Here is a 22,244-nt window from a genome sequence, read left to right on the forward strand (position 1 = left end):
TGTAACCGAGGTTACATAAATAACTTTTTTAAGAAAAGTTTAATTATTTGTTTGTTGTATGTATTCAAAATATTTTAGTTCCAATTCTTTATTTTTTACTTTATCTTCAAAAGCATCAACTGCTTGCTGAATACTCATAAAACAATTTTCGTAACTAATTTTTTTCATAATACCGCTTTTTTCTAAAACATCTCTTACAGGACCTTTCATACCTGTAAGTGCAATTTCAATTTGTTGGTTGTGATATTTTGAAATGACATCATTAAACATGTAAATTCCAGAACTATCAATGGTATTAATACTTTCTCCATCTATGATAATTAGTTTTAAGCCAGTACCTTTTTCATTTACAAAATCTTCTAACTGATCTTTAAAATATTGCACATTTGCAAAAAATAATTGCGCATCAAAACGTACTATTAAAATTGCTGGATTTATTTCTAACAAGCCTTCAAACCGTTTAATGTTTCTATAAAAATGAGTATTTGGAATTTTTCCTAAAATAGCAATATGAGGTTTTGTACTTCTGTAAATTAACATTCCTAATGACAAAACAACTCCAATAAATATTCCTTCCTTAATTCCTATTGTGGCGGTAACAATTAAGGTAATATTTAAAATAATCAATTCTCTTTTTGAGTATTTTAGCAATTGTTTTGGTACCGTAAAATCTAACAAACCGAAAACAGCAACTATAATAATTGCTGCCAAAACCGCTTCTGGCAAATAGTAAAAAACGGGTGTTAAAAATAATAATGTAAGTCCAACAATTATACTTGAAATTATTGCTGCCATTGGTGTTTTTGCACCAATTTGATTGTTTACTGCTGATCTTGATAAACCGCCAGTTGCTGGATATGTTTGAAAAAATGAACCTACAATATTTCCCATTCCAATAGCAATTAACTCTTGGTTTGGATTTACTTTATAGTTATTGTGCTTTAATTCTATGGCTTTAGCAACAGATATTGCTTCTAAAAAAGCAATGAATGATAACGTTAATGCTATAGGAAATAAATCGACAATTATATCTAAACTAAACCTCGGCATTTTAAATGCTGGTAAACCTTGCGGAATATCGCCAATTATTTTTACGCCAATTTCATTTAAATTTAAATATTTAACAGCAACAATTCCTAATATCACTAAAACTAATGCTGCTGGAATTTTTTTTGTCAATTTTTTAAAAAAAACTAAAATTAATATGGATATAATTCCAATAGCAAACGTAACCCAGTTTATTTCGCTAATATGTTTATAAACTTCAATTAGTAGTTCGTGAATTTTATTCCCTTTTTGAAGATTTACACCTAATAAGTTTTTAAGCTGACTTAAAGCAATTATTAAAGCTGCAGCTGATGTAAAACCACTAATAACAGGTCGCGATAAAAAATTAACTAAAAAACCCAATTTAAACATTCCAAACAATACTTGTAAAACACCCATGATAAATGCCAGTAAAATAGCAAACTCAATAAAATGTTCCGTACCAACTTCTGCTAATGTAGCAACACCGGAAGCTACAATTAATGAATCCATTGCAACTGGACCCACAGCTAATTGGCGTGATGTTCCAAAAATTGCGTAAATAATTTGAGGAATCATTGCTGTGTATAAACCGTAAATTGGTGGTAATCCGGCAATCATAGCGTATGCAATTCCTTGTGGAATTAACATAATTCCAACAGTTAACCCTGCTCCAAAATCATCTTTAAACCAAGATTTTTGATAATTTGGCAACCATTCTAGTATTGGAATAAATTTTTTAATACTCATTATGTAAGAGCTTTTTACATTCGCCAAATAACTTAATATCACAATTTTCACAAATATTTTTATCTAATTTTTTATAAATAGTTGAAATTGCTGTGTATTTATCTTTAAAAAAGTTTTCTGAACCAATTGCGCTTATAAATCCACCATTTTGAAGTATATCCTGGCTGATAATTTTTAAGCCAACAAAGTAGATTCCTCCACCACGTTTTTGCCATTTCAAAACTTCTCGCGACAACCATTCTGCACCAGCTACATCAATAAAATTAACTCCGTTTGATATAATTAACAAATGTTGCTGCTTATTTTCTTCATATAAATCTGCAAAATAATTTGAAATTCCTTCAACAGCACCAAAATAAATAGAACCATCAATACGAATTATTTTTAATTGTGGACATTCTTTTGTGGTTTCATCTCTTATAATATTGATAAATTTATCATCACTATTTTTTCCTAAAACAGCAATATTTGGTTTAGATGTTTTTTCTAAATAGAAAAATAAAGAAATTAATATACCCAAAAGTAATGCTATTTCAAGTTCTAAAAACAAAGTACCTAAAAGCGTAATCATCAATACAATAAACTCTCGTTTGCTACTTTTAATAATGATTTTTATATTTTCAAAGTCAATTAAATTATAGCCAACTAATAAAATAATTCCGCCCATTGCAGGTTTTGGTAAATAGGATGCATATTTTGCAAAAAACAACACTACTAACATTAAACCAATTGCCGATACTATTGCTGATAAAGGTGTTTTTGCACCAGCTTGATAATTAACGCCAGAACGAGTAAAAGAACCTGAACTAGCATATGATGAGAAAAAACTTGAAATAATATTTGACAATCCCTGTCCAATAAATTCTTGATTATTATGTAACTTTTGATGAGAATGCAATGCTACAGCTCGTGCAATTGAAACCGCTTCAACCAAACCTAATAAAGCTAACGTTACGGCTCCTGAAGTTAACAGTCGCATATCTTCAAAGTTAAAATTTGGAATTTTAAAAGGAGGTAAATTAGAAGGAACAGTTCCAACAGTTTCAATTCCATGGATATTTCCTCCCAACAAGATAGCTAAAATACTTCCCAAAACCATGGCTATTAACATATACAATCTGGAAATATATTTTATTTTTTTTATGATAAAAGCCAAAATTAATGTACCTACAGCAACTGTCAACACATATAAATTTGTTTCTTGTATATGAACAATTATATAATTAACAATTTCATAAAATGAGCTACCCAACGGTACTTGAATACCAAAAACATGTTTTAATTGTTTAAATGCAATTAAAATACCTGCACCTGCTGCAAAACCTATAACAACTGAATTAGAAACAAAATTTACCAATTTTCCCATTTTAGCCAACCCCATAATTAACTTTATAACACCAGCCATAAATGATAATACTATTGCTAAAGAAATAAAGGCTTCTAACTCTGTTTCCGGACTTGCAAATTTACTAATTACTGCAAATACAACTATAGAACTTGTGGTGGTTGGACCAGAAATTAAATGATACGAAGATCCAAATAATGCTGCAATTATGGGAGTTATCATAGCAGTATAAAAGCCATAAATAGGTGGTAAACCAGCAATCATTGCAAAAGCAACAGCTTGTGGAATTACAATAATAGTGCCTGTAATACCAGCAATAAAGTCATCTTTCCAAGTGTATTTAACTAATGGTAACCAAGTTAAAAAAGGGAATATTTTTTTTAAACTCATATTCATAAGTTTATATAACAATTAACAACAAAAATACTTCGATATATATTTAGTATTGTGATGAAAGTCACATTAAAATTAAAATAACTCGCCCTGATTATGACTTTTAATTCTACCTAAATGTTTGTATGCAAGTTCTGTAACCTCTCTTCCTCGTGGAGTTCTCATAATAAAACCTTCCTGAATTAAAAAAGGCTCATACACTTCTTCTATAGTTTCTGAATTTTCTCCAACCGCTGTTGCTAATGTACTTATACCAACGGGACCACCTTTAAATTTATCGATAATAGTAGATAATATTTTGTTATCCATTTCATCTAAGCCATGCGCATCAACATATAAAGCTTCTAAGGCATACTTTGCAATTTGAATGGTTATACTACCATTTCCTTTTATTTGCGCAAAATCTCTAACTCTTCGTAATAATGCATTGGCAATTCTTGGTGTGCCTCTACTTCTTCCTGCTATTTCAATAGCTGCTTCCATAGAAATTGGTACTTTTAATATGGTTGCACTACGCTGCACAATGGTAGTAAGCAATTCTGTATTATAATATTGCAGTCTACTACTAATTCCAAAACGGGCTCGCATTGGTGCTGTTAATAAACCTGAACGCGTTGTTGCGCCAATTAAAGTAAAAGGTTCTAAATCTATTTGAACAGTTCTTGCATTTGGACCACTTTCAATCATTATATCAATACGATAATCTTCCATTGCTGAATACAAGTATTCTTCTACTACAGGACTTAACCTATGAATTTCATCAATAAAAAGCACATCGCGCTCACTTAAATTGGTAAGTAAACCTGCTAAATCTCCTGGTTTATCTAACACAGGACCTGAAGTAATTTTTAAACCAACATTTAATTCATTAGCCAAAATGTGAGCTAAGGTAGTTTTTCCTAAACCTGGAGGTCCATGAAAAAGTGTATGATCTAATGCTTCATTCCGCTGATTGGCAGCTTGAACAAAGATTTTTAAGTTTTCTAAAACTTGTTCTTGCCCAGTAAAATCATGAAATGATAATGGACGTAATTTTTTTTCTACATCCAATTCTTCCGATGAAAAATGTTCTTTATCTGGATTCAAGTTGTCATTCATAAAAACAAAGATAGTAGAAATTAAAAAACCTTTGTATAAAAACAGTAAGCTTTTCTATTTATATTTTTTTAATTTATTATAGTATACAACTATATTAAAACCATTAAAAAAAATTATAGCCGTTTAAACTTATTGATGGTACTTTTTTTAATATACCGCACTTTTAAAACCAATTTTCTAAATTAACTTAAGTAAATTTTACATACAGTAATGATTTTTTTATTTTTGTGAAAAATAAATTTTAATGATTTGCCGATTAGAAAAGAAAGCCATAGAAGAAATTAAAACAACACATATTTTACCCCAAACTCCCTTTTGGGGACGATTAAAAAGTAAACAAGGCTTTAAACCTTATGGATTTGAATTAACAGTTTCAAAAGATTTACTTTACAACACTGAAAATACTTCAAAAAGCATTAAAGATGATATCCTTATTCTTATAAAATATATCGATTCTAAACACTGTTTTGCTTATGTGCCTTATGGACCAAAATTAGAACCAGACTTTGAAAATCATGGAGTATTTCTTGAGTATCTTTCTGAAGTTTTAAAACCACAATTACCTACTAATTGTATTTTTATTAGATATGATTTAATGTGGCAAAATCAATGGGCGGTTGATGAAGAATATTTTGACGAAACGGGCAATTGGATTGGCCCGCCTCAAAGTCAAGTACAAGAATTTAGAGTAAATTTTAAAACTGCTAATTGGAACTTACAAAAAAGTCCGAATGACATTTTACCAAAAAATACATTCTTTTTAGATTTAACATTAAAAGAAAAAGATTTACTATATAATATGCGTTATAATACGCGCTATAATATTAAAAATGCTGCTAAAAAAGGAATTCAAATTAAAGAATATGGTATTGAACATATAGAAAATTGGTATTATTTATATAAAGAAACTGCTTTACGTCAGCATTTACCCTTACAAAATAAAGAATATTTTTCCACTATTTTAAGAAATCAAGATAACACTAAAAATGGCGTAAATGTAAAAATGCTAATGGCTGATTATGATGGTCAATTTTTAGCATCAATGTTTTTAGTATTATCTAACAAAAGAGGCACTTACTTGTATGGAGCTTCTTCTTCACAAAATAAAAATATGATGGCAAGTTACGCGCTACAATGGGAGTCATTAAAAATTGCTAAAAAATGGGGATGTTCTGAATATGATATGTTTGGTTCTGCACCAAACTTAAACCAAAAACACCCTTTACGTGGTATACATATTTACAAAAAAGGATTTGGTGGGAATTTATTTCATAGAATGGGATGCTGGGATTACCCATATAATCACAAAATTTATGAATTATACAAAATGCATGAAATCAATAATTAAAAACGCTATCAACAGCAACTTTTACAATAAAAAAACCTTACTGAAAATATCAGTAAGGTTTTTTTTTATTGTGTTTTATAAATAATTATGATTCTTCTTCACCTTCTTTTAAAGGAGTAATTTGAGTTACAAAATCATCATCATGACCTGGTTTACTATAATCATATGCCCAACGATGCACAGTTGGAAGTTCTCCTGGCCAGTTTCCATGAATATGTTCAACAGGTGTTGTCCATTCTAACGTGTTAGATTTCCATGGGTTTTGTTCTGCTTTTTTACCTTTATAAATACTGATAAAGAAATTTGCTAAAAATATAATTTGAGCAGCACCACCTAAAAGTGCAAACATAGTAATAACAACATTTACATCTGCTACATCATCAAATAATGGAAATGCAGTGTTAGAATAATATCTACGTGGTAAACCTGCTAAACCAATAAAGTGCATTGGAAAGAAAACTCCGTATGCCGCTACGGCTGTAATCCAAAAATGCCAATAACCTAATGTTTTATTCATCATTCTACCAAACATTTTTGGGAACCAATGATAAACACCTGCAAACATTCCGTAAATTGCAGAAACACCCATTACTAAATGAAAGTGAGCTACAACAAAATAAGTATCGTGCACATTAATATCTAAAGCACTATCTCCTAACACCAAGCCTGTTAAACCTCCAGATATAAATGTTGAAACCAGTCCAATTGAAAAAAGCATAGCTGGATTCATTTGTAAATTCCCTTTCCATAAGGTTGTAATGTAATTAAATGCTTTTACTGCTGAAGGAATAGCAATTAATAAGGTTGTAAATGTAAATACAGATCCTAAGAACGGATTCATACCTGATACAAACATATGGTGCCCCCAAACAATAGTAGATAAAAATGCAATTGCTATAATAGAACCAATCATTGCTCTGTATCCAAAAATTGGTTTTCTTGAATTTGTTGAAATAATTTCAGAAGTAATTCCTAAAGCTGGCAATAAAACAATGTATACTTCAGGATGACCTAAAAACCAAAATAAATGTTCAAACAATACTGGAGAACCTCCTTGGTAATGCAGCACTTCTCCTTGAATAAATATATCGGATAAATAGAATGAAGTTCCAAAACTTCTATCAAAAATTAATAACAAAGCTGCAGATAATAATACTGGAAACGAAACAACTCCAATAATTGCAGTAATAAAAAACGCCCAAATTGTTAAAGGTAATCGTGTCATTTTCATTCCAACAGTTCTTAAGTTAAGAACTGTAACAATATAATTTAATGACCCTAACAATGAGGATGCAATAAAAATAGCCATTGAAATTAACCATAATGTCATACCTAATCCCGATCCAGGAATTGCTTGTGGTAATGCACTTAAAGGAGGATAAATTGTCCAACCTGCAGATGCTGGCCCAGCTTCTACAAAAAGAGAGCAAACCATAATTACACTTGATAAAAAGAACAACCAATATGAAACCATGTTTAAAAACCCTGAAGCCATATCTCTGGCACCAATTTGTAAAGGAATTAATAGGTTACTAAAAGTTCCGCTCAATCCAGCAGTTAATACAAAAAATACCATAATGGTACCGTGAATGGTTACAATTGCTAAATAAATATCTGGCGACATAACTCCTCCATCTTGATGACGACCTAAAAAGGCCTCAATTATACTGAAGGATTGTTCTGGCCAAGCAATTTGTAAACGAAATAGCATAGACATAAATACACCTATAATTCCCATAAAAATACCAGTAACTAAGTACTGTTTTGAAATCATTTTATGGTCAGTACTAAAAACGTATTTTGTGATAAATGTTTCTTTATGATGATGATCTGACATATTATATTTTTTTAGTAAAGTAGTAGTAATTTTTATTGAACAACTTGAGCCATAGTTTTTTGACTAGCTAACCAAGCATTAAACTGAGCTTCTTCTTCAACAATGATTTTCATTTGCATATTGTAATGTGAAGCTCCACAAATTTTGTTACAAAGTAATAAATAATCAAACTCATAAGGGTCTTCTCCTTTTTCAGCTCTTATTTTATTAATTCCTTCAACCTTGGTAATTGTTTTTTCATTTGCTCTCATTTCTTCAGTTGTCATACTAGGAGTAAATGCAAATTCGGTTACCATTCCAGGAACGCAGTTCATTTGTGCTCTAAAATGTGGCATATAAGCAGAGTGTAACACATCTTGTGATCGAAATTTAAAAATCACTTTTCTTCCTTTCGGTAAGTGTAATTCTCTGGTAGGTATATCATCTAAGGCATTTTTATCTGTCATATCAACACCCATAGTGTTAATGCCTTGAATATTTCTAACATTTGCTAAACCTAATTCATTATCATTTCCAGCGTAACGTGCTTCCCATTGAAATTGTTTTGCATACACTTCAATAATTAATGGGTTTTCAGCATCAGAAGAATCCATTACATCGTTCCATACAGTTAAACCATACAAAACTAAACCTGCTAACACAATTGCTGGTACTACGGTCCAAATAGTTTCTAATTTATGACTATCTGCATAAAATAATGCTTTTCTACCTTTTATACCTCTATATTTAAAAGCAAAATAAAATAGTAAAAATTGAGTTATTGCCTGTACAACAAGAATTAATAACATTGTAATTAAATACAGCGTGTCATATTTTTCACCTTCTAAAGAAGCTGAATCTGGCAATAAAAGAGAAGAATATTTTACAAATGAAAATATCATCAACCCATAAAAGAAAATTCCAAATAGGGCAAATAAAATTCCTTGTGTATTGTTATCTTTTTCTGTGGCTATTACACCTTTTAAGTTAAAAATACTTGCTATTTGCCATATTGCTACGGCAATTACAACTGCAAGTAATACATAAAGTAATGCTGTCATATTTTTTTAGTTGTTAGTATAGTAGTGCCAAATATAAAAAAAATCCTGAATAATTAGAATTCAGGATTCTTTTATACTTAAAATTATATTATTAATAGTGAAAATGTTCACTTTCTTTAATAAATGGGTTTCCTTTTGCTAATAAAGGCGCTTTTGTTAATGCCGAGAATACAAAATAAATAAATAAGCCCAATATTAAAAGTACTGAACTAATTTCTGAAATTCCAAAATACCATTGATCTCCAACAGTTGCTGGCATAATCATTACAAAAATATCTATGTAATGACCAATTAAAATAATAATACCTGTGCAAACTATAAACCAGTTAACACGTTTAAAATCACTATTCATTAATACCAACAATGGAAATAAGAAGTTTAACACCAGCATTCCTAAGAAAGGTAATTTATAATCTCCAAATCTTGATACAAAATAGGTAACTTCTTCTGGGATATTTGCATACCAAATTAACATAAACTGAGAAAACCATAAGTATGTCCAGAAAATACTAAATCCAAACATAAACTTGGCTAAATCATGTAAATGGCTATTATTTACAAATTCTAAATACCCTTTTCCTTTTAAATAGATAGAAACTAATGCAATGGTAGTAACTGCAGACACAATCATACTTGCAAAAACATACCATCCAAATAAAGTACTAAACCAATGTGGATCTAAACTCATAATCCAATCCCAAGACATCATAGATTCTGTAACTAAAAAGAATACTAAAAATGCCGCAGAGCGTTTAAATAATTTTGTATAGTTACTAATGTCTCCAGACGTAGCATTATCTTGTGCCAAGGTCAATTTTCTTGCGTGTTGACGGTACCAAATCCATCCACCAATATAAATTGCAGCTCTCGCTAAAAAGAATGGTACATTTAAATATCCCGTCTTATTTTGAATTAACTCATCGTGTGCAACCACTTCTGGATCCATCCAAATAAAAAGGTGATTTAAATGTAACGATGATAATACAAAAAACACAAATAACAACACCCCTCCAACAGGTAAATACGCTGTTATTGCTTCCATAACTCTAAATAACACAATAGACCACCCTGCTTGCGCTGCATGTTGAATTGCATAAAAAGCTAAAGTTGCCAATGAAATCATAAAAAAGAAAAACAAAGCAACATATAATGCAGACCAAGGTTTATTTTTTAAATAATGATATGCGTGTTCTGCATGAGCATCATCTGAATGCGCAACATTTTCTTGAGACTCAGTTGTTTCGGTTGCATGTGCTTCTTTTTCCTGTGTAGCACTTTCTCCATGAGTTTCATGCGAGTTTGCTAACATTACTTTCACATCTTCTACTGAATTTGGTGTTGAGAAAAACCCATAGGCTACTCCCAAAAATCCTATAATCATTAAAGCAAATGAAAATTGTTTTAATTTACTTGAAAAGGTATACATATCTAAAAAATTCTATCTTAGTAAAAGTGTTATTGTAATAATTCTGTTCTAAGCTGTTGAACGTACATGGTAATTTGCCAACGTTCTTTAGCAGTTAATTGAGAAGCATGTGAACCCATCATATTTCTTCCATACATGATTACATGGTAAATGCTTCCTTCTGTAATTTCTCTATCCTTATAATTAGGAACTCCTAAAAATTTATCTCTTTTAACTAATTCTCCATCTCCTGCACCTGCGCTACCATGACATGATATACAATAAATATCATACATTTTTTTACCATTCGCTAAATTAGCTTCATTAACTTCTAAAGGGTTTTTTAAATTAAGCTTTGCTGCTTCATATCCTTCATTGGTGTTTTCGTAATCATAAGGCACATGACCACGAGCAATTGTTCCATCAACAGGAGTTTGAGTAGTCATACCATTTGCATAATTCGGATTTTGAGAATACGTTTCATACCCCACCGATTTATACATATCTGGCATATATTGGTAATTAGGCTTAGTTTTGTCACCCCAACAAGATGATAAGGTTATTAAAAAAGCCAATGCTATTGTTATTTTTAAAATGTTTTTCATTTTAATTATGCTTTTCTGTTACTTTAATTTCTACAGTTCCTGTATTTTCTAAGAAAGAAACTAGTTCGTCTTCATTTCCATCAACATAAACTTCCATTACAAACATATCATCTGTAGTTCTTGGGTCAGGGTTTTCCGCTTCTTTAAATGGCCATAATCTACTACGCATATAAAATGTAATTACCATTAAATGCGCTGCAAAAAACACACTTAATTCAAACATAATTGGCACAAATGCTGGCATGTTTAAGAAAAAACTAAAACTTGGTTTTCCACCAATATCTTGTGGCCATTGTTCAATCATCATATAGTTCATCATCCAAACGGCAAATGAAAATCCAACACAACCATATAAAAATGCAGTAATTGCAATTCTGGTTCCTTTAAGTCCCATTGCTTTATCTAATCCATGAACTGGAAATGGCGTGTACACTTCTGCAATATGATGATTTGCTGCACGTACCTCTTTAACGGCATCCATCAGGATGTCATCGTCGTTATACATTGCTTGTATTACTCTATTACTCATGATTTGTGTCTCTTAATTTTTTATAATTTTCACCTGAAGATTTTAAAATAGATTTTACTTCGGCTTGTGCAATTACTGGGAATGTTCTGGCATATAATAAGAACAATACAAAGAAGAATCCTATGGTTCCAACGTAAATTCCAATATCAACAAATGTTGGAGAGAACATTGTCCAAGATGATGGTAAATAATCTCTGTGTAATGAAGTTACAATAATTACGAATCTTTCAAACCACATTCCAATGTTTACAACAATTGAAATAAAGAAAGAGAACATTATGCTTGTACGTAATTTTTTAGACCACATGAATTGTGGAGAGAATACGTTACAACTCATCATTAATAAATAAGCCCACCAGTAAGGTCCAGTTGCTCTGTTTAAAAATGCATATTGTTCATATTCAACACCTGAATACCAAGCAATAAATAACTCAGTAATGTATGCACATCCAACTATTGAACCTGTAATCATAATTACAATGTTCATTAATTCTATATGTTGAACTGTTATATATGCTTCTAAATTAGAAACTTTTCTCATTATAATTAACAAGGTATTTACCATCGCAAATCCTGAGAAAACCGCTCCAGCAACAAAGTATGGAGGGAAAATTGTAGTATGCCAACCTGGAATAACTGATGTTGCAAAGTCAAAAGATACAATTGTATGTACAGAAAGTACTAATGGCGTTGCTAAACCTGCTAAAACCAACGATACTTCTTCAAAACGTTGCCAGTCTTTTGCTCTACCGGTCCAACCAAAACTCACTAAACTATAAATTTTCTTTTGAAAAGGTTTTACAGCTCTATCACGTAACATTGCAAAATCAGGCAATAAACCAGTCCACCAGAAAACTAATGATACCGATAAATAGGTTGAAATTGCAAAAACGTCCCATAATAAAGGAGAGTTAAAGTTTGTCCAAAGTGTTCCAAATTGGTTAGGAATAGGTAATACAAAGTGCGCATTCCACACACGCCCCATATGTATTACTGGGAATAAACCTGCTTGAACAACAGAGAAAATTGTCATTGCTTCCGCAGAACGGTTAATACCCATTCTCCATTTTTGACGGAACAATAATAGTACTGCGGAAATTAATGTACCTGCGTGACCGATACCTACCCACCAAACGAAATTGGTAATATCCCAAGCCCATCCAACAGTTTTATTCAATCCCCAAACTCCAATTCCTGTTCCAATAGTGTACATAATTGATCCTAAACCCCATATAAAGGCTAGTAATGCAATTGTAAATGCAGTCCACCATAATTTATTTGCTTTACCTTCAATGGGAGCTGCTACTTCAACGGTAATATCGTGGTAGCTTTTATCTCCAACAATTAAAGGTCTTCTAATAGGTGCTTCGTAATGAGACGACATAATTCTAATTTAATTATTATCTATTATTATTAATTTATGCTTCTTGTGTATTTCTTACTTTTACATGGTAAACAACATTTGGTTTTGTTCCTACATGTTCTAATAAATGATACGCTCTTTTATCTTTTGTTAATGCTGTTACAGTATCTTCTTCTTTGTTTATATCACCAAACACCATTGCTCCTGTACTACACGCATTTGAACACGCAGTTGAAAACTCATTTGTATTCACTGGTCTTCCTTCTTTTTTAGCTTTTAAAATTGTAGCTTGAGTCATTTGTATGCACATAGAACATTTTTCCATAACCCCACGTGAACGTACAGTAACATCTGGATTTAATACCATTTTACCTAAATCGTCATTCATATTGAAATCAAATTCATTGTTATTAGGATAATTAAACCAGTTAAATCTACGTACTTTATATGGACAGTTGTTTGCGCAGTAACGAGTTCCAACACAACGGTTATACGCCATATGGTTTTGACCTTGACGACCGTGCGATGTAGCAGCCACTGGGCAAACAGTTTCACATGGTGCGTGATTACAATGTTGACACATTACTGGTTGAAATGCTACAGCAGGATTTTCTGAAGGATGTTCTAAAGTTGCCATTGTATCTTTGTAACCAATAACACCTGTTCCATTTTCTTTTGTTTCAACATCACCAGCAAAATCTTCTTCATGAGAATAATATCTATCGATACGTAACCAATGCATATCTCTAGATTTTCTGATTTCACTCTTACCAACTACTGGAACATTATTTTCAGCGTGACAAGCTATCACACAAGCTCCACAACCTGTACAAGCATTTAAATCGATTGACAAGTTAAAATGATGACCAATTGATCTATCAAAAGAATCCCATAAATCTACGCTTGTTGCATCAACTTCATTATGGTTTAAAGATACTTTTGGAACTTCATTCCATTCAGAAGCATCTTTATTAATATAATCTTCTAATGTAGTTTCTTTAATAATATCTCCTCTACCCATTAACGTATTATGCAACTGTACACACGCAAATTCGTGTTCTCCAGCAACAACTTTTAATGTAACATCAGATTGATAGTTGTTAAAACCTTTATAAAATTGGTAAGCGTTTTTACCCGTTTGCATTTCTTCTTTTAATCCTTCTTTACGACCATAACCAAGTGCCAATCCTAAAGATCCTTTTGCTTGACCTGGCTGAATTAAAGCTGGTAAAATTTCTGAAACTCCGTTTACAGTAACTTCAACTAAACTTCCGTTTAACGCTCCGTTTGCCACATTGTGATTTTCTACTCCAATTGCCTCAGCATCTGCCTTAGAAATTGTTAAATAGTTATCCCAAGATGTTCTAGTAATCGGATCTGGAAATTCTTGTAACCAAGGGTTGTTAGCCATTTGACCATCTCCCATTCCTGTTTTTGTGTATAATGAAAGTTCAAAATCACTTCCTTTTATAGCTGCTAATGCTGACCCAGCTGCATCAATATCAACTTCCATTGTTGATGCTTCATCATTTATTTCAGTAGTAAATATACCATCATGTAATGCTTGATTCCATGAGGTTCCACCTAAAATATTAGCATTCCAAGTTTCTTTTAAGAAATCGTAGTATGAAGTAGAACTACCAGTCCAATTTAATAAAGCATCTTGAAACTGACGTGTATTAAATAATGGCTTAATAGTTGGTTGCATTAAACTATATTGTCCTTTTTTGATAACAACATCACCCCAAGACTCTAAATAATGAGGTGTTGCTAAAGCATATTGAACAGCTTTTGCTGTTTCGTTATCTTGCATAGAAAATGCAACAGATAATTTCACTTTTTTCAATCCTTCAACAAATTCAGCTGAATTTGGTAATGTATAAACCGGATTAGCATTGTTGATAATTACTGCACCAATTTTTCCAGCATTCATATCCGCAATTAACTGGGCAACCTCAACATCATTACCTTTTCTTATATTTTTAGTTGCAACAACATCAATTACTTCACTTTGTATAGCATTATTAATAGCTAACGCCAATAATTGAGCATTTTTATCTTGAATTCCTGCTAAAACAACCGCTTTATTACCAGCTGCCTTAATTTGTGCCGCTGCTTTTAAAATTACATCATTTAAAGGACTCGCCTCTCTTGTTGATATTCCTTTAACAACTGCATTGTATAATTTAATAAGTGCTAAATTTTGTTCTGATGGTTTTACCATAAAACGTTTATCTGCATTTGCACCTGTTAATGTCATATTAGATTCTATTTGAATATGACGAGACATTTTTCCATTTTGAGGAACACGTCCTTTTGCATATCCAGCATCAAATCCTCCACCTTGCCAATCTCCTAAAAAATCAGCACCAATAGAAACTATTACCTCAGCTTTATCTAAATTATAATCAGGTAAAGCTCTGGTTCCATACATCGCTTCAAAAGCATCTAAAGCAGCAGATTCTGAAACAGCATCATAAATTACATGATTAACAGTTCCAAAAGTTTCTCCTAAATTAGCAACTAATTTTTTTGTAGAAGGACTTGCACAAGTACTAGTTAACACCGCAATTGGCAATCCAGCTTCTTTTATTTCATTTAATTTTGAAACAATTTGACTATCTGCATCAGCCCAAGAAATATCATTTCCATTGGCTTTTGGTGATTTTAAACGGTGACTATCATATAAAGAAAGTACAGAAGCTTGCACACGTGCATTAGTTGTTCCATTTGCTTCTTTATTAGGTTCAATTTTTATTGGACGTCCTTCTCTAACTTTTACCAATACATTAGCAAAATCAAAACCATCTGCCATTGTGGTTGCATAATATTCTGCAACACCAGGAATAATATCATCTGGTTTTATAACGTAAGGTATTGATTTAACTACTGGACCTTCACAGGCAGCTAAAGACGCTGCAGCTGTTGTAAATCCAACATACTTTAAAAAGTCTCTACGTGTTGTTGATGATGCCTCAAGAGTTACTTTATCACCTAAAAATTCATCAGTAGGAATTTCTTCAACAAACTCGTTATTTTTTAACGTATCAACAATAGAACTACTTTCTTTTAGTTCTTCAACACTTTTCCAGTATTTTTTGTTTGATGCCATTTTATATTTAGTTATTTACTTCGTAATTAATTTTAATAGTGACATTTTCCACATTCTAAACCACCCATTTGAGCAGCTGTCACTTCTTTTACACCATACTTTTTAGCCAATTGATCGTGAATATTTTTATAATATCCATTTTCGGTCATATCAACTTTTGTAGTTCGGTGACAATCAATACACCATCCCATAGTAAGTGGTGAAAACTGACGCATTTCGTGCATTGTTTCAACGGGTCCGTGACATTTTTGACAATCTAACCCAGCAACTGTTACGTGCTGAGAGTGATTATAGTAAGCAAAATCTGCTAAATTATGAATTCGAACCCACTCAATAGGTTTTTGTTGATATCCTTCAATGTATTTAACATTTTCTTTATCCCAACCTACTGCATCGTATATTTTTTGGATTTCTTTATCTAAATCTTCTTTGGTATGACCATCAAATAATTCTCCATTATATTCTGAAATAGATTTATGACAATTCATACAAACATTTGCAGTTGGAATTCCTGATGTTTTACTGTGTTTTGCAGAAGAGTGACAATATTGACAATCAATTTTATTATCACCCGCATGTACTGCGTGCGAAAATGCAATTGGTTGAATTGGCTGATATCCTTCGTTTACATCAATTTGTAATAACCAAGCAAATAACATCCAAGCGCCACCCAATAAAACAAATATTAAGGTTAAAAAACGTAAGAAAGGATTAAAAAACATTGATTTTAACATGCTTTCAGATTCTTCTTCTCCTTCTTCAACTTTTTTATTAGTAGTTGCAGCAACTATAATTGACAATAATAAAAATGCCAAAATAGTAATTGCTAAAGATGGAAGAATTCCTATTCCTGGTTTGTTAAATATTTCTTCACTGCCAGCAGTAGTAGTTGCAACTGCAGCAGGTTGAACATCACCAACAGCTAAATATTTTAACACATTATCTATATCTTCATCAGATAATTGAGGAAAAGGTGTCATTGCTGCAGGGTTGCTTTCTTGAACTTCTTTGGCTAATTTATCACCAGAAGCAACTAAAGCATTATTATCTTTAATCCATGCTTTTAACCAAGAATGCTCACGCTTTTCAGTAATTTTCAATAATTCTGGACCAATAAGCTTCCCTTCTAACTTGTGACAAGCTGCACAATTGGCTTTAAAAATTTGTTTACCCAATTCTACACCTGGATCTACTTCAGTAGATGCAACTGTAGTTGCAGCAACTGGCGCTCCATTAGTATATACCAATATGTCATTGATATCTGAATCACTTAATTGAGGAAATGGTGTCATTGCTGCAGGATTGCTCTCTTGAACTTCCTTAGCTAATTTATCACCTGAAGCAACCAAAGCATTGTTATCTTTAATCCAAGCTTTTAGCCATTCTAAATCTCTTTTTTCAGTGATTTTTAATAATTCTGGACCTATTAATTTTTTATCTAACTTATGACAAGCTGCGCAGTTAGCTTTGAAGAGTTTTTCTCCATTAGCGGCATCGCCTTCTTGTGCAAATAAATTAAGTGAAAATAATAAAAGGAAAGCAAGACTATAATTGACTAATCTTGATAAGGGACTGTGTAATTTCACACTTTTCATACTTAAAAAAAATCTTTTCTTTCTTGTTTGGTACAATATTTTCATGTAAAAATATATGACATAAGTCATTTTTTAAATGATTTCACAAAAGTACTATTATTAACCAAAACTAAAAATCTAAAAATTGTGTTAAAGTTAATTTATATTCATTCTAAATAAGTAATTTAAATATGTGTATTTCAGATAAAACTATAAATTTGAACAAAAATTAAATTTTTTATGAAAAATTCATCAAAAAGTATAAAAATATTAGCATTTCTCGCTGTTTTTTTGAGTTTAAACTACAGCTATGCTCAAACAGAAAGTGCTAAAATTGATAAATTAATTGAGCAAAAAAGATCATTTAATAAGAAAAATAAAAACCTTGGAGGTTTTAAAATTCAGATTTACAATGGAAATGAGTCTCAAGCTTATAAAATTGAACAAGAGTGTAAAGCTAATTTCCCAGAGTATATTACAAGTACAAAATACAAAGCTCCGGAATGGAAAACTCAAATTGGTCCATTTAAAACTAGGCTAGAAGCTGACAGAAATTTATTGTTAATTAAGAAGAAATATTTAGGAGCAATAGTTATAGAGGATAAAATTTAACCTAAACAACTCTTGCTAGCCTTTCGGCAACTAAAACTTTAAGCGCATTATAATCAATTATTGAAAGCATCGATTCATCTCTTTCTACTTCATTTTTAAGTTTTAATTGTAATGAATTAATTTTTTGTTCAATAAGTACGCGACGCAAATTGTAAATGGCATCTAATACCATTTTAGAAAGATCGCTTTCTTTTGATTTGGTAAATATATTTTTACGTTCCCAATTACTTAAAACATATTTTTCATCATCCATTAAAATATTGGTTACCAAATTAGCTATTTCTGGATTTGAATTATTTACCAAAACATCTACAGAAATAGATTCGTTTTGGTTTAATTGCTCAATAACTGCATAATAAATATGTTTAAAAATATCATCTGTAAACTCCACTTCATCTTCTTGTAAATTCAAATATATTTCTTTAGATACAACATTAGTAATATGAACTTTTTTTAATTTTTGAGGTTTCTTTGGATCAATTGTTTCTGGAGCTTCAAAATCAACAAAATCAACTTCCTTATTACCATACAACAATAATATTTTTATAATTTCTCGTTCGTATTTTTTTAATTCGTTAACTTTTTCTAGCTGAGGTGTTTTGGTTAAAACTGGCTCAGAAGGTTTATCATATGGTTGTTTTCCTGATGCTTCTCTTTTTTCCTTTTTATCTAATTGTGCTAACTCACTAAATAAAACAGATTCTGAAATATCCATAATGCGTGAACATTCCTGAATATACACTTCACGTTGAATTCTATCTGGTATTTTTGAAATACTTACAACAATATCACGTATTAATCCAGCTTTCTTTACTGGATCATTTTGAGCATCTTTCATTAATAAAGACACTTTAAAATTGATAAAATCTTGTGAGTTGTTTTCTAAATATTCTTTTAATTCTTGTTCCGATACTTTTTTAGCAAAACTATCTGGATCATCGCCATCAGGAAAAGAAAGTACACGTACATTCATTCCTTGTTCTAAAATTAAATCAATTCCTCGAATGGAAGCTCTAATTCCGGCAGCATCACCATCAAAAAGAATGGTAATATTTTTAGTCAACCTATTTATAAGTCGAATTTGATTTTCGGTAAGCGCTGTACCCGATGAAGCCACCACATTTTCAACACCTTTTTGATGAAACGAAATTACATCGGTATATCCTTCAACCAAATAACAATTGTCTTCTTTAGCAATGGTTTGTTTGGCATAATAAATACCGTATAAAATATTTCCTTTGTGGTAAATATCACTATCTGGCGAGTTTAAATATTTAGCTGCTTTTTTATCGTTGGTTAAAATTCGTCCACCAAAACCAAGTACTCTTCCACTCATACTATGAATTGGAAACAACACTCTACCTTTAAATCTATCAAATTGTTTTGTGCCGTTTGGCGCTAACAAATCTTGCTTAACAATGGTTAAACCTGTAGATTCTAAATATTTTAAATTATACCCTTTATTTAATGCTTCAGATGAAAATGCATCCCAATCATTTAACGCATAACCAAGTTGAAATTTTTTAATAGTTTCATCGGTAAAACCACGTTCTTTAAAATAGCTTAAACCAATAGCTTTTCCTTCGTTATCCTCTAATAAAATTCTTTGAAAATAATCACGTGCAAATTCCGATACCAAAAACATACTTTCACGTTCATCTGCTTGTTGTTTTTGTTCATCGGTTTGTTCGGTTTCTTCTAATTCAATATTGTATTTTTTAGCTAAATACCGAATAGCTTCAGGATATGAATAATGCTCATGTTCCATTAAAAAAGAAACAGCATTTCCGCCTTTTCCGGTACTAAAATCTTTCCAAATTTGTTTTACTGGCGATACCATAAATGATGGTGAACGCTCTTCAGAAAATGGACTTAAACCTTTAAAGTTACTTCCTGCTCTTTTTAATTGCACAAATTCCCCAATCACCTCCTCTACGCGGGCAGTTTCAAAAACTCTATCAATGGTTTCTCTAGAAATCAATTTTATTGAATATTTTTAAAGTGTTCTAAATTACAAAAATTAGATAAAAAAATGAGGCTGTTTGAAAACTACTGAAAAACGTTATTCTGAACTTAAATCAGATGCTTATCATATTGATTATTCATCAATATGAGTCCTAAATATATTTAGGATAACGTAAATTTCATATTTCAAACAGCCTAAGTATTATTTAAACTATTTATCCTACAGCTTTTAATTTTTTGATGGTAGATTTGTTTATTTTGTTTTCAGCATATTTTTTATCAACAATTAATATACTTTCATCACTTCCAGGTAAATCAAACATCGCATCAGTTAAAATAGCTTCACATAATGAACGCAATCCACGAGCTCCTAATTTGTATTCAACTGCCTTATCAACAATATATAACAATGCATTTTCACTGATGGAAAAATCAATACCATCCATTTTAAACAATTTTTGATATTGTTTAATAATAGAATTTTTTGGTTCGGTTAAAATAGCTCTCAACGTATCAGCATCTAACGGATCCATATGTGTTAAAACTGGTAAACGACCAATAATTTCTGGAATTAAACCAAATTCTTTTAAGTCTTTTGGAATAATATATTTTAGTAAATTACTTTCATCTACTTTATCAATTTTTATTGATGCGCTATAACCAACCGCTTGTCTGTTTAAACGTTTTCCAATTACTTTATCAATTCCTGAAAAAGCACCACCAGCAATAAATAAAATATTTTTAGTGTTTACTTCAATAAACTTTTGATCTGGATGTTTTCTTCCTCCTTTTGGCGGAACATTTACAACCGAACCTTCTAATAATTTTAATAAAGCTTGTTGAACTCCTTCTCCTGAAACATCTCTTGTAATAGATGGATTGTCTCCTTTACGTGCAATTTTATCAATTTCATCAATAAAAACAATTCCTTTTTCTGCTTTGGCAACATCATAATCTGCGGCTTGTAGTAAACGTGTTAAAATAGTTTCAACATCTTCACCAACATAACCTGCCTCTGTTAAAACCGTTGCGTCTACAATACAAAAAGGCACATTTAACATGCGTGCTATGGTTCTGGCAATTAAGGTTTTTCCAGTACCTGTTTCTCCAACAATTATAATGTTACTTTTTTCAATATCAATATCATCTTCATCTTTAGAAACTGGTTGCAACAAACGTTTGTAATGGTTGTATACTGCAACTGCCATTACTCTTTTGGCATCAACCTGACCAATCATATATTGATCAATAAATTCTTTTATTTCTCGAGGTTTTTTTAGAATTAATTCTGAAGAAAGATTAGAGGTTTTATTCTCTGCAATTTCTTCCATCACAATTCCATGCGCTTGCTCAATACATCTATCACAAATGTGTGCATCTAAACCTGCAATTAACAAATCTGTTTCTGGCTTTTTTCTTCCGCAAAATGAACATTCTAAAACATCATCCTTTGCCATTCTTTTGTATTTTTTTAGTTAAATTTTGTAATTTAAGTGTAATGAAATTATTTTCTTATTAAAATTTCATCAATCATTCCATAAGCTTTAGCTTCTTCAGCCTTCAACCAATAATCTCTATCTGAATCTGCGTGTACTTTTTCCATACTTTGCCCAGAATGTTTTGAGATTATTTGATATAACTCATCTTTTAACTTTAATATTTCACGTGCTGTAATTTCAATATCACTTGCTTGTCCTTGTGCACCACCTAAAGGTTGGTGAATCATTATTCTTGAATGCGGTAATGCTGAACGTTTTCCTTTTTCACCTGCACACATTAAAACTGCACCCATTGATGCTGCCATACCTGTGCAAATTGTAGCAACTTCTGGCTTTATAAACTGCATAGTATCATAAATACCTAAACCAGCATACACGCCACCTCCAGGAGAATTAATATAAATTGAAATATCTTTAGAATTGTCAACACTTTCTAAAAATAATAATTGCGCTTGAATAATATTTGCTACGTAATCGTCTATGGCAGTACCTAAAAATATGATTCTATCCATCATTAAACGAGAAAAAACGTCCATTTGAGCTACATTCAACTGACGCTCTTCAATAATATATGGCGTTACACTGCTCACCAATTTATCATAATGCATACTACTAATACCTTGATGTTTTGTAGCAAACTTTTTAAATTCTTTTCCGTAATCCATTTTTCAGGGTTTTAAATATTTAGTGGGTAAAGATAAGAAGTATTTATTTATTTTAAAGTCAATTTGCTTAATGAATAT

The 22,244-nt window shown here is 31.3% G+C and carries 16 protein-coding genes; 2 read left to right on the forward strand and 14 right to left on the reverse strand.

Annotated elements, in window-relative coordinates; translation table 11 throughout:
* Window positions 1–39: 39 nt before the first annotated feature.
* The 3 genes from BM335_RS06435 to ruvB form a co-directional block, all read right to left on the reverse strand.
* Window positions 40–1,776 carry a SulP family inorganic anion transporter gene (locus BM335_RS06435; RefSeq protein WP_090224469.1) on the reverse strand — a complete coding sequence of 579 codons (1,737 nt, stop codon included), beginning with the start codon at window positions 1,774–1,776 and terminating at the stop codon, window positions 40–42.
* Window positions 1,766–3,511 carry a SulP family inorganic anion transporter gene (locus BM335_RS06440; protein WP_218157807.1) on the reverse strand — a complete coding sequence of 582 codons (1,746 nt, stop codon included), beginning with the start codon at window positions 3,509–3,511 and terminating at the stop codon, window positions 1,766–1,768. The genes BM335_RS06435 and BM335_RS06440 overlap by 11 nt, the downstream gene beginning before the upstream one ends.
* Window positions 3,512–3,589: 78 nt before the next feature.
* Complete coding sequence (ruvB, locus tag BM335_RS06445; RefSeq protein WP_090224475.1) at window positions 3,590–4,612, reverse strand: Holliday junction branch migration DNA helicase RuvB; 1,023 nt, start codon at window positions 4,610–4,612, stop codon at window positions 3,590–3,592.
* Window positions 4,613–4,856: 244 nt separating this feature from the next.
* Here ruvB and BM335_RS06450 point away from each other — a divergent pair, with 244 nt between their 5' ends.
* On the forward strand, window positions 4,857–5,960 hold the full coding sequence (locus BM335_RS06450) for a lipid II:glycine glycyltransferase FemX (RefSeq protein WP_090224478.1): 1,104 nt from the start codon (window positions 4,857–4,859) through the stop codon (window positions 5,958–5,960).
* 85 nt (window positions 5,961–6,045) lie between these two features.
* Here the strand turns inward: BM335_RS06450 and BM335_RS06455 are convergent, their stop codons facing one another.
* The 8 genes from BM335_RS06455 to BM335_RS06490 all read right to left on the reverse strand — a co-directional run bounded on the left by BM335_RS06455 (window position 6,046) and on the right by BM335_RS06490 (window position 17,446).
* On the reverse strand, window positions 6,046–7,797 hold the full coding sequence (locus BM335_RS06455) for a cytochrome c oxidase subunit I (RefSeq protein ID WP_090224480.1): 1,752 nt from the start codon (window positions 7,795–7,797) through the stop codon (window positions 6,046–6,048).
* 32 nt (window positions 7,798–7,829) lie between these two features.
* Window positions 7,830–8,837 (reverse strand): cytochrome c oxidase subunit II, encoded by a 1,008-nt coding sequence (locus BM335_RS06460; RefSeq protein ID WP_090224482.1) that lies wholly within the window; start codon window positions 8,835–8,837, stop codon window positions 7,830–7,832.
* Window positions 8,838–8,928: 91 nt separating this feature from the next.
* A complete protein-coding gene (locus BM335_RS06465; protein WP_090224484.1) occupies window positions 8,929–10,263 on the reverse strand; it encodes a quinol:cytochrome C oxidoreductase in 1,335 nt (444 codons plus the stop codon).
* Window positions 10,264–10,292: 29 nt separating this feature from the next.
* Window positions 10,293–10,847: a c-type cytochrome gene (locus BM335_RS06470; RefSeq protein ID WP_090224487.1), complete on the reverse strand. Its 555-nt coding sequence runs from the start codon at window positions 10,845–10,847 to the stop codon at window positions 10,293–10,295.
* A gap of 1 nt (window position 10,848) precedes the next feature.
* Entirely contained in the window at window positions 10,849–11,376 is a 528-nt protein-coding gene (locus tag BM335_RS06475) for a DUF3341 domain-containing protein (RefSeq protein ID WP_090224489.1), read from the reverse strand.
* Window positions 11,369–12,760 (reverse strand): NrfD/PsrC family molybdoenzyme membrane anchor subunit, encoded by a 1,392-nt coding sequence (nrfD, locus tag BM335_RS06480; RefSeq protein ID WP_090224491.1) that lies wholly within the window; start codon window positions 12,758–12,760, stop codon window positions 11,369–11,371. Before nrfD ends, BM335_RS06475 begins: the two co-directional genes overlap by 8 nt.
* Window positions 12,761–12,794: 34 nt before the next feature.
* Complete coding sequence (locus tag BM335_RS06485) at window positions 12,795–15,851, reverse strand: TAT-variant-translocated molybdopterin oxidoreductase (protein ID WP_090224493.1); 3,057 nt, start codon at window positions 15,849–15,851, stop codon at window positions 12,795–12,797.
* Window positions 15,852–15,883: 32 nt separating this feature from the next.
* The gene (locus BM335_RS06490; RefSeq protein ID WP_245780621.1) at window positions 15,884–17,446 is read right to left on the reverse strand and encodes a c-type cytochrome; all 1,563 of its coding nucleotides are present in this window, start codon (window positions 17,444–17,446) and stop codon (window positions 15,884–15,886) included.
* A 219-nt stretch (window positions 17,447–17,665) separates the two neighbouring features.
* Here BM335_RS06490 and BM335_RS06495 point away from each other — a divergent pair, with 219 nt between their 5' ends.
* A complete protein-coding gene (locus tag BM335_RS06495; RefSeq protein WP_090224495.1) occupies window positions 17,666–18,037 on the forward strand; it encodes an SPOR domain-containing protein in 372 nt (123 codons plus the stop codon).
* 1 nt (window position 18,038) lies between these two features.
* Here BM335_RS06495 and dnaG read toward each other — a convergent pair whose 3' ends face one another.
* From dnaG to clpP, 3 genes are all read right to left on the reverse strand, one after another.
* Window positions 18,039–20,018: a DNA primase gene (gene dnaG / locus BM335_RS06500; protein ID WP_090224497.1), complete on the reverse strand. Its 1,980-nt coding sequence runs from the start codon at window positions 20,016–20,018 to the stop codon at window positions 18,039–18,041.
* Between the two features lie 199 nt (window positions 20,019–20,217).
* The gene (clpX, locus tag BM335_RS06505) at window positions 20,218–21,459 is read right to left on the reverse strand and encodes an ATP-dependent Clp protease ATP-binding subunit ClpX (protein ID WP_090224500.1); all 1,242 of its coding nucleotides are present in this window, start codon (window positions 21,457–21,459) and stop codon (window positions 20,218–20,220) included.
* A gap of 47 nt (window positions 21,460–21,506) precedes the next feature.
* Complete coding sequence (clpP, locus tag BM335_RS06510; protein ID WP_090224502.1) at window positions 21,507–22,166, reverse strand: ATP-dependent Clp endopeptidase proteolytic subunit ClpP; 660 nt, start codon at window positions 22,164–22,166, stop codon at window positions 21,507–21,509.
* Window positions 22,167–22,244: the final 78 nt, after the last annotated feature.

The sequence above is a fragment of the Lutibacter maritimus genome (genome assembly GCF_900116115.1).
GTDB classification, from domain to species: Bacteria; Bacteroidota; Bacteroidia; order Flavobacteriales; family Flavobacteriaceae; genus Lutibacter; species Lutibacter maritimus.